A 13,929-nucleotide genomic window follows, 5' to 3' on the forward strand; every position below is an offset into this window, starting at 1 on the left:
ATTGACGCAAACGACTTCTGACAATGAGCTTTTCCTTGCAAAATCGGAGCAGACCATACATTTTTTAATATTTCATTATGTTCTTCGAGGCGAGCCAGTTTCTTCTTCAATTCACGGATCTCAATTTGCTCTGGCGTCATCGGAGAAGCTTTCGGTGAAATGCCTTGTTGCTCTTCTTTGAGTTGGCGAACCCACTTATCCATGGTGGATTTACCGACATTCATTGCCTTGGCTGCTTCAGCTACCGAGTAGCCTTGGTCAAGAACTAACTGCGCAGCTTCAAGTTTAAACTCGGGGCTAAATGTTCTTCTAATACGTTTTGTCATTGTGTCACCTGTTAACTTCCGAGGTGATGATATCACCTCTAATCAGGTGGCCAAATTAACTATGCCACTTCACTGAACCACTTCACCGCTTTCGATAACGGTTTTACGTACTTTATCCGCAAACTCAAGCGCTTCTTCACGGATCTTATCTTCATCAACGGTTGTCATGGTGCGATCTTTCATCAAGATATTACCGTCAACAATAGTGTGTTTTACATTTGGCGCATAAGCTGAGTAAACCAGTGCAGAGTATGGGTTGTAAACTGGTACCATATTAGGTGCTTTGGTATCGATAACAATGATATCTGCTAGCTTGCCTACTTCCAACGAGCCGATGGTATCTTCCATATGAAGGGCACGGGCTGCACCGATAGTTGCCATTTCAATAACTTTGATTGGTGGCATTGCAGCACGATCTTGGTTTACTAGCTTATGGACTTTGGCGACCTGATTAAACTCATCAATGGTTGAAATGGTATTACCAGACATTGGACCATCAGTACCTAGACCGATGCGTAAGCCTTCTTCCTGCATTTTCATTGCTGGAGAAACACCTTTTGCCGATTTGATGTTAGCACTCATGTTGTGAGCAATACCAACATCGTGCTTTTTCAGTAGTTCAATGTCGCTATCGCTAACATGGATGACATGGGCACCAACAAGTTTTGGCGTTAGGGCACCGATGTCTGCCATGTATTCAACAGGAGACATTCCACCACTACGTTCAGCGATAACTTCCTCTTCACGATCAGATTCTGCAAGGTGGGTCAAAACAGGTACGTCATACTTCAAAGACAATTCAGTGATCTTTTTCAATGTCTCTGTGGTGTTAGTGTAGGGTGCATGCGGAGCAAATGCCGGCGTGATTCGAGGGTGATCTTTATATTCCTCGATGAAGTTAACGGCATATTTGATGCCTTCATCAGCATTTGCTGCATCGGCGACTGGGAACATAATTACTGTTTCACCCAAGATGGCACGCATACCAATTTCATCAACTGTTTTTGCCACTTCATCTTCGAAGTAGTACATGTCGGCATAGGTGGTTACGCCACCTTTCAGCATTTCGACGTTACCTAGCTGAGCACCGATGCGTACCATATCGCGAGAAACCAGATTCTTTTCTAACGGGAATATATAACGGTGTAGCCGATCTGGCACATCATCAGCAAGCGAGCGGAAGACCGTCATGGACACGTGGGTGTGGGTGTTGATAAGGCCCGGTATGACAATATCGCCATCAGCATCGATAATTGTCTTCGCCTCAAATTCTTTAAGATCGCTGCCGTCAGTTACTGCGACAATTTTATTTCTTTTAACCGCAACAAGACCATTTTCATAAACGTTTTTGTCTTCATCCATGGTGAGGACTGTGGCGTTTTTGATGAGTAAGTCGACATTTTCAGCGGCTACGCTAGTTGCACTAGCAAGACAAGCAACAGCAAGAGAAACGGCTATAAGCGTTTTTTTGAACATGATTATTACCAGGCATCAATGAAATTGCGCAGATAATACCTAATAGCAATGTATTGAAAATTAGTATTACATTCTCTAATGGCAATTTGTGAGCATGGTCACTGTTTGGCGGGTGATTATTTACAAAGCGAAGAATAAAGAAGCGAAAGTGACAGGGCGAAACGTTTGCGTCGCCCCGTTCTGAGTGTTTATGTCTGTTTTATATGTTGCTTGCGTAACGCATATACCATCCATATTGTCAGTACACTGCTACATAGTGGTAGAGCTATCCAGACGCCGTCGACACCCAGCAGTTTCGCTAAGCTAAAAATGAACAGGCTGATCAGGATAAGTTTGCCGCCGGACAGCATGGAGGCTTCTCGAGCACGGTTGATCGATTGGAAATAGGTCGCACCTACCAGCAGCATACCTTCCGTTGGCAAGCCCCAGAAATAGTGCTGAATACCGTTAATTGCAACCGGGTGTAGGGCGGGGTTATCACCGGCAAAAGCGTACACTAGCCAATCGGGATAGCTGTAAATAAATGCGACACCGATGAGCGCAAAACCAAGCGTTGTCGCAAAGGCGAGGTTTCTTATGGCGATTACTCGGTCGTGTCGACCTGCTCCAGTGTTGTAGCTGGTGATCGGTTGGATCCCTAATGCTATTCCTTCAAAAATAAGATAAAAGAAGGCTTCGGTATAACTCACAATCCCGTATGCCGCGACATGGATTGGTTTGCCTACCCATAGAAAGGCTTTATTGTGCAGTGTAAGCACCACAGACAAGTATAAGTACATCAATAAGCTGGAAAAGCCGAGCTGGCAAATTTGACCTACATCGTGCCACCTCAAACGAAGTGTTTGCCAAGTAATTCGCAGTTGGCTCTTATCTGAGAAAAAGTGCTGAAGGCAAAGTACGGCTGTTGCGAGTTGTGAGAGCATGGTAGCGATGGCCGCACCGGTAAGCTCCCAGGGAATAACAACAATAAATAACCAGTCCAGCACGACATTAAGTACACCGCCAAGGATCATGATCAAAGTAACACGTTTGGGTTGTCCGTCATTTCGTAACAGGGCCGAAAAAGCCATTGAGGTGATAGGGAACGCACCAAGGCTGAAATACCAAAACAGATAGTCCGATGCCATCTTTAATATTTCCCCTTCCGCGCCTAACCAGCGAAGTAAGGCATCACCGTAAAGCACACCGATAGAGCAGGCGATTAAAGATATCACGACACACAGTGATAGGGCATTACCTACAATATTCTTAGCTTGTTGTTCATTGCCTTGACCTAATTTTATCGACACCAACGCCGAGGCTCCCATGCCGACCATGGCACCAAGCGCATATAGGACCGAACCGATAGGGTAACCGAGCATAATGCCGGCAAGGCCATTTTCGCCGATGAAATGACCGACAAACATGCCGTCAATGGCGACGTAGATCCCGGTTACCAGCATGGCGGCAATAGTGGGAATGGTATAACGCAAGAAAAGGCGCCCGATCGAGTCGTCCTTCAAGGATAGGTGTGACGCTGATGACATGGTTGACTACTTATGCAAAGGTATAAAGGCACTCAATAAGAGATATTTAAGTACTGTCTTATCGTTTGTTTCACGTTTTAGAGGGTGGTGGAGGTGGTACTCACCGTGGGATATATGATGCCCGTCATGTAGCTGCTCCGCTAAGCTGTCGGTTGAACTTAGTAGCTTGATACCATCAGTGATGTACTCTTCAACATTTTTAGGTAATTGTCCTAACCACCAAGCAGGGATCTCTTTACTGGCTTTGCTGCGGTCAAACCAATGATCGGCAACGACGACAATGTAGGTTGGTTTTGCCGGTGTAAGAGTGGTTCTTACATCCGCAATAGTCTTAATCAACCCTTGCCTGCAAGCCTTGTTAGCACTGAGCAAACGGTGAGCAATAACAGCAATGGAAAACTCTGTTGTGTCGATAACGAAAACAGGCTGAGAAACTTGTTCGTCATTTTTGTGTTGCGAAAAGTGAGCGTCGAGTCCTGCTTGTTGCAGGGTTGCCATGATCCTGCGACACAGTGCCATACCAAGATGATTTTCACGCATCCCACGGTTGTGGACCGTTGGATAATGCTGCGCACAAAGCTTTGAGCAGTCCTGTTGAAACTGCTCGATACTTGTTGAAAGGTAATCAGAAATTAGTTGTTCAGAAAACAAGGTTGCCCCACTAGCTCACAACATGACTGGAGTGGGAAACCTATTTCTCCAGTCTAAAAGTCCTGTTCGGACGTCGATTCATATATCGTATCAGAAAAATAGCGAACAGCACCTAATATCAGTAATTTAGTGAGTGTAAAACAGTGACTTATTTAACACGAACCAGATTAAACCTAGCAGTAAGTCCTTTAGTCAGCGCTTTGTAGCGAAAAGCCAATAGCCCGATTGAAATAGAAAGGTAGATCATGGGTTCGATGAGACCTGATTTTACCGACCAGATGTAATGAATGGGTACCAGCAAGGTAGCGAGGTACACCCAGTTATGCAGTTTTTGCCAGTGCTTACCCATACGTCGCTGAATGCTTTGGGTAGAGGTGACTGCAAGGGCGAATAAAATCACCCAACTGACAGCACCGATAGTGAGGTATGGCCTGCTTATAATTTCGTCGAGCACCAATGACCAGTTGAAATTTAAATCAAGTACCACATAACCTATCAGGTGAAGCACGGCCCAGAAAAAGCAGTACAAGCCTAATAAGCGACGAACACGAACAAGCATTCCAGCTTTCAGGAGTTTGGCTATGGGCGATACACACAAAGTCAGTAGCAGGGTATTCAGAGCTGCTTTACCGGTGAAGTGGCTGATCCCCTGTATTGGGTCAGCACCTAAGCCGCCAGTCAATGTCAGGTACACAAGTTGTGCGATAAAGATCAGTGACACACCGTGTATCAGTACTTTGAGCCAAAACACTTGGCGTGGCGTCATCTTTAATCGCCATTGAGTCGTCATTTGTGATGGCATCATGTTCTCCTGCCTAATATCTATAATTAAAGTGATGTCTAGAAATTACGTTTGAGATCCAGACCTTTATACAGCGAGGCGACTTGTGTCTCATAGCCGTTAAACATCTTGGTAGGTTCTCGGCGGCTACTAAAGATGCTGCCTTCACCAATAAAACGTTCACTGGATTGACTCCAGCGAGGATGATCGACTCTTGGATTTACGTTGGCATAGAAGCCATATTCGTTAGGTGCCAGAATATTCCATGTCGTTGGTGGCTGTTTGTTTGTAAGGGTAATCTTGACCACAGACTTAATACTTTTGAAGCCGTACTTCCATGGCACGACCAGTCTTATCGGCGCACCGTTTTGTGGTGCCAACGTTTTGCCATAAAGACCTACGGATAAGAGAGTGAGTGGATGCATGGCTTCATCCAGCCGTAATCCTTCTAGATATGGGTAATCAATACCACCACCTAAGCGACGGGAGGCTTGCCCTGGCATTTGTTTGGGGTCGTAAAGGGTTTCAAAGGCGACATATTTCGCGCTACTGAGTGGCCCTGCTTTTCTTAACAACGAGGCGAGGGGAAAGCCTAACCAAGGAATATTCATCGACCAAGCTTCAACACAGCGCAGGCGATAAATTCGTTCTTCGATAGGAAAAGAGTTAAAGATATCTTCATAACCTAATGTGATCGGATTACTGACCAAACCGCCGATGTCGATATTCCATGGGTTGGTTTTGAAGTTTTGGGCTCTTTCGGCAGGATCGGACTTGTCAGTCCCAAATTCATAAAAGTTATTGTATTCCAGTACCTTGTTTTCAGGAGTCAGTGATAGCGACGTATTGGAGTAGGATGAAGAGCGTGAAGTCAGTGCTCGGCGTTTATCAACTGGCGCTTCTTTCTTGCCAAAGCCATCAAAAAGGCCTGCTTGGGCGGTTTGTGCAAGGGGTAAGCTTGCCGCAGTAATACCCAATGCTTTTAAAATGGTCCTTCTTTGCTTGTAGATAGCTTCTGGTGTGGCCTCGTTCTCACTCAAAGACAGCGGTGAGGGTTTCTTTATGAGCATTGAATATTCCTTTATCAAAGATGATGTTAAACAAGTAGACCTAGCCACTTACCGATAAATTTCACGATATAGTGGGATTTCGTTACTAAAACGAGTAAGGTCAGCGAACTCAGCCTATGGCTTATCTTGTTAAATACGGTGTAACAACGGTTCGTGTTTAAACCAAAGTAAGTATTCTTCTGGCCATGAAAAAGAATAGTGGGAAATCATAGCGATATGTCGAAAATGAACGAATTTAATGCCAACATTGAGCTGCAGCACATCTACCTAGAAGCACACAGCGAACGTTATTACTCCCTGGGGCAGTACTTTGAGGCATACTACTGTTATCGACATAATCTGGTGACTCGACAAGGAAAGCCGGACTGGCAGCAGTTATTCACCTTTGCCAAGGGGTCCCTTAAAGCGAAAGCATGCTTGGTGCGCAAAGAGACCATTAAAGAATTGGTACTTCCGTTATCCGTACTTACAGGGAAGCTCAAAACATTAGTTCGCGATGATGAATTGACGGTAGAAGCGATAGGGAAGCTTTTAGATAAACATTTGGAATACGTGATCCTGTCACGTTGTGAATTGCAAAAGCTCCACAAGTTAGGTTATGAAAACCGTATGCCACCATCTTTCTTTCAGCCAGACAATGCGGAATACCAAAACCCAATGAGTCGATTTACTTTGGCAGAGATCCAATTTTAAGCAAAGCATTCTCATGTTGCGCGAAGAGTTGCTTGGCTTCAGTTTTTGTTTAGATTATTTTGTCCTAAACTGCCTGAAAAAAAGGAATTTTAGACAGTATGCTCATAGAGGGAAGCATTGGGGTAAAGTCAGCTTTAATTGTAGAGGGCGGGGCGATGCGCGGTATTTTTGCCGCTGGTGTGCTCGACCATTTCTTTGAGATAGAGCACCGCCCATTTGATTTCTGCATCGGTGTGTCAGCCGGTTCGACAAATTTAGCCGCATGGTTGGCAAACCAGCCTGGCCGTTCACACCGTGTTATTACCGATTATTCTTGCCGCAAGCCTTTCATTGATTTGCCGAGATTTTTCCGTGGTGGTCACTGGTTGGACATTGACTGGCTTTGGGATATCACGATTGATGAAATTCCAATTGATGGCTGGGAATTAGAGCAGCAACCGATACCTCTGTTTGTGGTCACAACCAATGTGGCGACTGGAGAGGCACATTACATTGAGGCGACAGAGCAAAACCTTAATCAATTATTAAAAGCATCTTGTGCTGTTCCTATCGCTTATCGTCACTATCCTGAAATGGATGGTTTTCACATGACCGATGGTGGTGTGGCTGACTCTATTCCTGTCATTAAAGCTTATGAAATGGGGGCTCGGGACATTACCGTGGTGCTTTCGCGCCCGCATGGTTATCGGAAAAAGGCGCCCAAAATTCAGTGGTTAGTGAGAAAGCTGTTAAACGATACCCCTTGTCTGGCTGAGGCAATGATGAAGCGTGCAGACACGTATAATCAGGCCATTGACTTTATTGATAACCCACCTGAAGACTGCCGTATTAATGTTATTGTACCGCCGGTGGAGTTTGAGGTCGGCCGAGTTACAACAAACAGTCAAAAATTGCAAAAGGGCTATGAGCAAGGTATTGCCGCAGCGAAACGGCTTAAAGTCTAATACCAAGCTACACTTCGTTTGTGAAACAGACTGAAGGTGTATATCTAATATGATGAAAACACTGCAGCTTGGTTTTTCGGGCAGTTGCTACTGGTGCATGGAAGCCGTGTTCCAGTCCCTTGATGGAGTAATATCAGCAGAGCAAGGCTGGATGAGTGCGGGTAATGGTTATGATCGCTATGAGGCCGTTCTGGTAGAATACGATCCGCTTACTCTCTCTATATCGGTTTTAGTCGGTGTTCATCTACACACTCATCACGCGACCTCAAGCCACCCACTTCGTTGCCGTTATCCATCTGCAATATACACCTACACGGAGTCACAGAGGCTGGTAGCAATTGAAGCGATAGCACTTCATCAAGAGGATTTTTCTGAACAGTTGGTAACAGGTGTTGAGGAGGCAGGGTCGTTTACTCCCTGTGAGGACGAGAAACAGGGGTACTATTTCAATCACCCTGAGCGGCCGTTCTGTGAAGGTCAAATTGCCCCTAAACTACATGTTCTTTTGTCTCGATTCGGGATGTATGTCAATGCTGAAAAAAGACAGATCATCGAGCAGGCGAGTAAAGGTCTGTATTATCCTGATAGCTGATGAAAAAAGGCGGATCCGATGATCCGCCGAAAGAGCTAGTGAGCTATGGTTCTTTTTATATTAAGCCGCGCCGATAATGCCGCCATCGATACGCGTGATTCGAATGACAGAAGAGCGTGGAATTGTATTACCGCCATTAGGGAAGTGAGAAGGCGCTAGATCTTCACCAGGATGCTGGACGCCGATGAACATGGTTTTCTGGTCTGGGCTGAACGTCAGACCTGTAATTTCACAAGCGATGGGCCCGGTTAAGAAGCGGCGAACTTCACCGCTGTTAGGATCCCCACACAGCATTTGGTTGTTACCCATGCCGGCAAAATCCCCTGTGTTGGAATACTTACCGTCAGTTTGGATCCATAAACGACCTGCGTTATCAAAGCCGATGCCATCAGGACTGTTAAACATATTATCGGCATTAATGTTGTCGCTACCCGCCATCAGGCCTTCATGTACGGTCGGATTACCAGCAATGAGGTACAGATCCCAGTCGAAGTTATTTGAGGTGTGATCTTGACCTGAAGGCATCCAGCGTACAATGTGCCCATATGGGTTCTTTTCTCGTGGGTTGACTGCATCAACCGGCTGGTTAGCTTTAACACCACGGTACTTGTTGTTAGTCAAGGTGCAGAAAACGTGTTGGTTTTTGGGATTTACAGCAACCCATTCAGGACGGTCCATGGTGGTTGCACCGACTTGCGTTGCCGCTTTACGGGCAAAAATCAGCACATCAGCTTGGCTGTTAAAGCCATTTTCTTTCGTTAACCCGTTTTTACCAAACGTCAGCTCAACCCATTCCCCTTTACCTTGCAGTTCACCTTCTTCGGCGTTGAACTTAGCAACGTATAGTGTGCCTTCGTCAAGTAGGTCACGGTTGGCACTTGGATTGTTGGCATCGTATTTGTTCTTAGAGACGAAGCGGTAAAGGTGCTCGCCACGTTCATCATCACCTAAGTAAACCACTATATAACCGTCATTGTTGACCGTTAAAGCCGCGTTTTCATGTTTGAAGCGGCCCAGCGCAGTGCGTTTTTTCGGTGTTGAATTTGGGTTCATCGGATCAATTTCAACGACCCAGCCATGGCGATGAGGTTCGTTAGGGGTTTTCGCTAAGTCAAAACGGTCATCGTGCTTGTACCAGTTATAGCCCGAATCCGTTGTTTTTAAACCATAGCGTGCGTAGTTGCTATCTAGTGCTGGTTTTTCTTTGGATCCAAACAAACCATTGAAGTTTTCTTCGCAGGTAAGGTAAGTGCCCCATGGCGTCTCGCCATTTGCACAGTTGTTGAAGGTGCCAAGGACGTTGGTACCTTTAGGATCCGCCGCCGTTTTCAATCGATCATCACCAGCGGCAGGACCGGTTAATTCCATTTCGGTGTTGGCAGTAATGCGGCGGTTTAAACGACCATTAAGATTGACTTCCCATTTGCCGTCCACTTTTTGTAATTCAACGACAGAGATGCCATGTGCATTTTGTGATTTAAGTACGTCGTCAGCAGACATCTGTTTGCCCTGATGGGTAAACAGGTATTCATGGTTGGTGTACTCGTTATTGATAGATAGGACACCACGATCATCGCTGATCTGGAAGAAGGTCATACCGTCGTTATTATCACCAAACTGACGAGCTTGTGCCTTGCTATCCGCATTTTGATTAAAGGCAGGGGCATCTTTGAATAAAGGATCACCCCAGGAAATAAGCACATCAGCCTGATAACCTTTGGCAACGATCACTTTGTCTTCAGTTGAGGCGGAGATAGCCTCAAAGCCAATAAGACCGTTGTTGTCTTTTGTTTCCGCAATGGCGCTAGAAAGCGGGGTGGCTCCAAAAAAAGCAACAGTGCTTGCTGCCGACGTGGCTTTTAGGAACTGGCGGCGGTTCAGGCCTTTTTCGATGATTAGATTAAATTCTGGCTCTGCTCGTTGAGAATAATCCGTTTTGGCGGTCATTTATTGCTTCCTTTTTATTATCGCATTTAAGGCTGTCATGCATATTATTGCCTGTATGCTAACGACCGGTTGTGACAGAAATGTATCATTTTGGTGAACATCGCTTTACGTAATGAAAGTAATTAATCGGCACCACCGCAAACGTTTGCCCTCAATTGTTTCAAAGTGTTTCAGAGGGCGCTTATTTAAAATTACAACGTTGAATTCAAAACTTAGATCATTAAAATCCGCGCCCAAGAATTATTAAATTGTATATTTTTGGTGAGACGGACCAAAAGTTTCTACTTCAGGACCTATTCTTGAAACTACAATTTATCTGTAGCCAGTTAGTTATACACCTTGGTTCAGATGTCTTACTCTAAGTATCTATTTAATAATGTCTTTCCTGTGCTTTTACCCTTAGGGATTTGTTGTGAATTTGGATAAGATATTTAAACTTTCTGAGCGAAAGACAACTGTTTCGACCGAAATGTATGCAGGTTTTATTACCTTTTTAGCGATGAGCTACATCCTTGCAGTGAACCCTGCCATTTTAGGGGATATCCCTGGTATGGATAAGGGCGCGCTTTTCACAGCAACCGCGATTGCATCTGGCATCGCAACATTAGTGATGGGGATTTGGGGAAATTACCCTGTTATGTTAGCGCCGGGCATGAGCATGAACGGCTTCTTTAAAGGTATCTTGTTAAGTGGTGCAATCGCTCTTGTATGGCACGAAGCACTGTTGGGTATCTTCATTTCCGGTATCATTTACCTTCTGCTTAGTCTGACTTCACTCCGTAAGAGTTTGATTGAAGCTATCCCTGAAGATCTTAAACTGGCTATTTCGGTTTCTCTTGGCCTGTTCATTGCGTTTCTCGGTCTGAAGAATGCAGGAATTATCGTATCTAACCCTATCATTCTGGTTAGCCTTGGTGATATACGAGACCCGCAAGTTGCGATTGCCTATATCTCTATCTTCATTGCTCTGGCTTGTATGATCCGTAACATTAAGCTGGCAACTTTCTTTGCCTTCATTTCTGCGATTGTACTTACCGTGGTTGCAGATGTGTTGATGGGAACGAATAACGCCCCTATACCTGACTCGATTGTTTCTCTGCCACCGAGCATTGCACCGACCTTTGGTCAAATATTCAATTTCTCAGGGTTTACACCTGAAAAAGTATTTGATCTGGTGTTTGTTGTGTTGGTTTTCTTGATTGTCGACTTTTTTGATGGTCTCAGCACCATTGTTGGAGTTGGGCGCGATGCGGGCATTATTGATAAAGATGGTAAAGTGCCTAACGCAAAATCTGCGCTAATTGCTGATGCTGGTGGTACGGTCGTCGGTGCGGTATTAGGAACAACTTCTGTAACTGCGTTCTCTGAATCAGGTATTGCCTCGTCTCAAGGCGCGAAAACCGGTTTGAGTGCTGTTGTTGCTGCAGGACTTTTCTTTGCTTCATTATTCTTCTACCCAATATTCTCTGTTTTTTCGGCTGCTATGGTTGCCCCTGCAATGGTCGTTGTCGGTATCTACATGATTGGACGAATTGCGAAGATCCGTTGGGATGTGATTGAAGTAAGAATCGCGTCCTTCTTTACGATTATGTTTACCATTTTGTCATTCTCTCCTGCGAATGGTATGGCAATGGGCTTTGTGAGTTATGCGTTCTCTATGGTCGTTGCTGGCAAAGGCAAAGACGTTCACCCGGTGATTTATTCTCTGGCTGCCATGTTCCTCGCATATCTATTATTTATCTAATACGGATAGAAAGCGCATCGACGAAAGCGGCCTCAAGGCCGCTTTTTGCGTTATTAGCGCTACTGAATTCAAAGTGTTGTTTGGGAATAGGGGGAGTACAACCTTTGCTTATAATACCAACCTACATAAATACTTGATCAACGACTTACCCAGATTGGTATAACAAGCAGCTTTTAAAATATTAGTATCAAACAAGTTGCCCATTTGGTTGCAAGTAAAAGCATGACCCATAGAGCAATAAAGGTTAGTTCACAAAATAAATTGGTTGTCGCGGTATGCTATTGGTGAGCATAAAACTAACATATTGTGGTTAATTTTTGTGCTTTAGTCGTTGATTTATAGCAAAACTTGACACTCTAGGGGTGGAAATGGTTTGATCTATACATCACCTTATTATTTACAGGGCTAACTATTTTGCGGCGCGACTTTACTGAAACATTATCTTGCCTACCAAGCTAACCTTATTGGTAGGTCAGATAATGCTTCCGAAAGGCTTCGGTGCAGTTTTAGGGAAATACAATGAAAAAAGTTGATAGATACAGTATAGATAATACGGATTATACGGTAGGTCAGGATAACATCCAGAAGTGGGGTTTTGATGTTCATAACCCTGTATTCGGAACCAGTGCTGGTTTAATCGTTCTATTTATCGTTGCGGTTCTTGTGAGTGACCCAACGTCAGCGAAAGCGGCTTTAGATGGTGTTAAAAACGGCATCATCAACAACTTTGATGCTTTATTCCTTTGGGCGGGTAATATTTTTGTTATCTTCTGTTTAGGGCTTATTTTTTCGCCATTCGGTAAAATCCGTATCGGTGGTCAAGAAGCTGAAACTGATTACTCGCGTATGTCATGGCTAGCAATGCTATTTGCTGCCGGTATGGGTATCGGTCTGATGTTCTGGAGTGTGGCAGAGCCAGTGGCCTATTACACTGGCTGGTTCGGTACACCTCTTAATGTTGACCCGAATACGCCTGCTGCTGTTGAGCTTGCTTTGGGCGCGACTATGTACCACTGGGGTCTGCACCCTTGGGCTATTTATGGTGTCGTAGCGCTTTCTCTAGCGTTTTTTACCTACAATAAAGGCCTACCGCTATCGATTCGCTCAATTTTCTACCCAATACTTGGCGATCGTGTTTGGGGTTGGCCTGGTCATATTATTGATATCTTCGCGGTAATCGCCACCTTGTTTGGTCTGGCAACATCCCTTGGTTTGGGCGCACAACAAGCTGCAAGTGGTATTGAACACGTGTTTGGTATCTCTGGTGGTATTGGCCTGCAAATCGCTGTTATCGTAGTTGTGACCTTGCTTGCGGTGATTTCTGTTGCTCGTGGTATTGACGGTGGTGTTAAGCTGCTAAGTAATATCAACATGCTTATCGCTTTGGCGTTGTTGGTATTTGTTACTCTTGCCGGTTTTGCTATTTCAATGGGGACGGTACCGACAACAGTGGCGGGTTATGCGAAAAACTTCTTTTCATTGAGTAACCCTCATGGCCGAGAAGATGAAGCATGGTTGCACGGCTGGACGGTTTTCTACTGGGCTTGGTGGGTTTCTTGGTCTCCATTTGTAGGCATGTTTATTGCGCGAATCTCAAAGGGGCGTACTGTCCGTGAGTTTATGGTTGCCGTACTAATTGTTCCTACGCTGGTGACTACACTGTGGATGTCAGTATTTGGTGGACAAGCCATTGATCAAGTCATTAACGGCATCGGTGCTCTTGGTGAGAACGGTCTGACTTCAGTGCCGCTAGCGATGTTTGAAATGTTTGAATCTCTGCCGCTAAGTAATTTGTTGTCTGTGACTGCCATTATTTTGGTTATGGTGTTCTTTATCACCTCTTCCGATTCCGGTTCGCTGGTTATTGATAACATCACGGCTGGTGGTAAGATTGACTCACCAATGCCACAGCGCATCTTCTGGGCATTTATCGAGGGTGCTGTTGCTGCTGTTCTACTTTATGTAGGTGGTACTGAAGCTATCGAAGCGCTTCAAGCGGGTGCAATTTCAACCGCACTACCGTTCGTATTCATTCTGTTGCTAATGTGTGTCAGCCTTGTCATGGGCTTCACCACTGAGAAGTATCAGAAATAAAAACATTTCTCGATGAGACAAAAACGCCGTCATCATGGCGGCGTTTTTTTATATCTTGATATTGGGAAAAGCGTTATACCAATCT

At 44.9% G+C, this 13,929-nt stretch carries 12 protein-coding genes and 1 riboswitch; of the genes, 5 read left to right on the top strand and 7 right to left on the bottom strand.

The window, feature by feature from the left end; all coding sequences use genetic code 11:
• The 6 genes from ACVA53_RS11400 to msrP all read right to left on the bottom strand — a co-directional run.
• The coding region (locus tag ACVA53_RS11400) for a transposase (RefSeq protein ID WP_446505166.1) at positions 1-326 on the bottom strand (326 nt) is incomplete at its 3' end.
• A 69-nt stretch (positions 327-395) separates the two neighbouring features.
• Positions 396-1,805 carry an amidohydrolase gene (locus tag ACVA53_RS11405; protein WP_446505216.1) on the bottom strand — a complete coding sequence of 470 codons (1,410 nt, stop codon included), beginning with the start codon at positions 1,803-1,805 and terminating at the stop codon, positions 396-398.
• 185 nt (positions 1,806-1,990) lie between these two features.
• On the bottom strand, positions 1,991-3,328 hold the full coding sequence (locus ACVA53_RS11410) for an MATE family efflux transporter (RefSeq protein ID WP_446505167.1): 1,338 nt from the start codon (positions 3,326-3,328) through the stop codon (positions 1,991-1,993).
• Positions 3,329-3,334: 6 nt separating this feature from the next.
• Positions 3,335-3,979: a hypothetical protein gene (locus ACVA53_RS11415; RefSeq protein WP_446505168.1), complete on the bottom strand. Its 645-nt coding sequence runs from the start codon at positions 3,977-3,979 to the stop codon at positions 3,335-3,337.
• A gap of 148 nt (positions 3,980-4,127) precedes the next feature.
• On the bottom strand, positions 4,128-4,781 hold the full coding sequence (gene msrQ, locus ACVA53_RS11420) for a protein-methionine-sulfoxide reductase heme-binding subunit MsrQ (protein WP_446505217.1): 654 nt from the start codon (positions 4,779-4,781) through the stop codon (positions 4,128-4,130).
• 38 nt (positions 4,782-4,819) lie between these two features.
• Positions 4,820-5,830 carry a protein-methionine-sulfoxide reductase catalytic subunit MsrP gene (msrP, locus tag ACVA53_RS11425; RefSeq protein ID WP_446505169.1) on the bottom strand — a complete coding sequence of 337 codons (1,011 nt, stop codon included), beginning with the start codon at positions 5,828-5,830 and terminating at the stop codon, positions 4,820-4,822.
• A gap of 216 nt (positions 5,831-6,046) precedes the next feature.
• Here msrP and ACVA53_RS11430 point away from each other — a divergent pair, with 216 nt between their 5' ends.
• From ACVA53_RS11430 to ACVA53_RS11440, 3 genes are all read left to right on the top strand, one after another.
• Positions 6,047-6,523 (top strand): hypothetical protein, encoded by a 477-nt coding sequence (locus ACVA53_RS11430; protein WP_446505170.1) that lies wholly within the window; start codon positions 6,047-6,049, stop codon positions 6,521-6,523.
• A 98-nt stretch (positions 6,524-6,621) separates the two neighbouring features.
• Complete coding sequence (locus ACVA53_RS11435) at positions 6,622-7,467, top strand: patatin-like phospholipase family protein (RefSeq protein ID WP_255044581.1); 846 nt, start codon at positions 6,622-6,624, stop codon at positions 7,465-7,467.
• Positions 7,468-7,516: 49 nt separating this feature from the next.
• The gene (locus ACVA53_RS11440) at positions 7,517-8,059 is read left to right on the top strand and encodes a peptide-methionine (S)-S-oxide reductase (protein ID WP_446505171.1); all 543 of its coding nucleotides are present in this window, start codon (positions 7,517-7,519) and stop codon (positions 8,057-8,059) included.
• Between the two features lie 60 nt (positions 8,060-8,119).
• Here the strand turns inward: ACVA53_RS11440 and ACVA53_RS11445 are convergent, their stop codons facing one another.
• Complete coding sequence (locus ACVA53_RS11445; RefSeq protein WP_446505172.1) at positions 8,120-10,006, bottom strand: PhoX family protein; 1,887 nt, start codon at positions 10,004-10,006, stop codon at positions 8,120-8,122.
• A gap of 228 nt (positions 10,007-10,234) precedes the next feature.
• Positions 10,235-10,334, top strand: a riboswitch (purine riboswitch).
• 84 nt (positions 10,335-10,418) lie between these two features.
• Between ACVA53_RS11445 and ACVA53_RS11450 the strand changes: the two genes are divergently transcribed.
• Positions 10,419-11,750 (top strand): NCS2 family permease, encoded by a 1,332-nt coding sequence (locus tag ACVA53_RS11450; RefSeq protein ID WP_255044577.1) that lies wholly within the window; start codon positions 10,419-10,421, stop codon positions 11,748-11,750.
• A 519-nt stretch (positions 11,751-12,269) separates the two neighbouring features.
• Complete coding sequence (locus ACVA53_RS11455; protein ID WP_255044576.1) at positions 12,270-13,844, top strand: BCCT family transporter; 1,575 nt, start codon at positions 12,270-12,272, stop codon at positions 13,842-13,844.
• Positions 13,845-13,929: the final 85 nt, after the last annotated feature.

This window comes from Photobacterium sp. DNB23_23_1 (genome assembly GCF_052873815.1).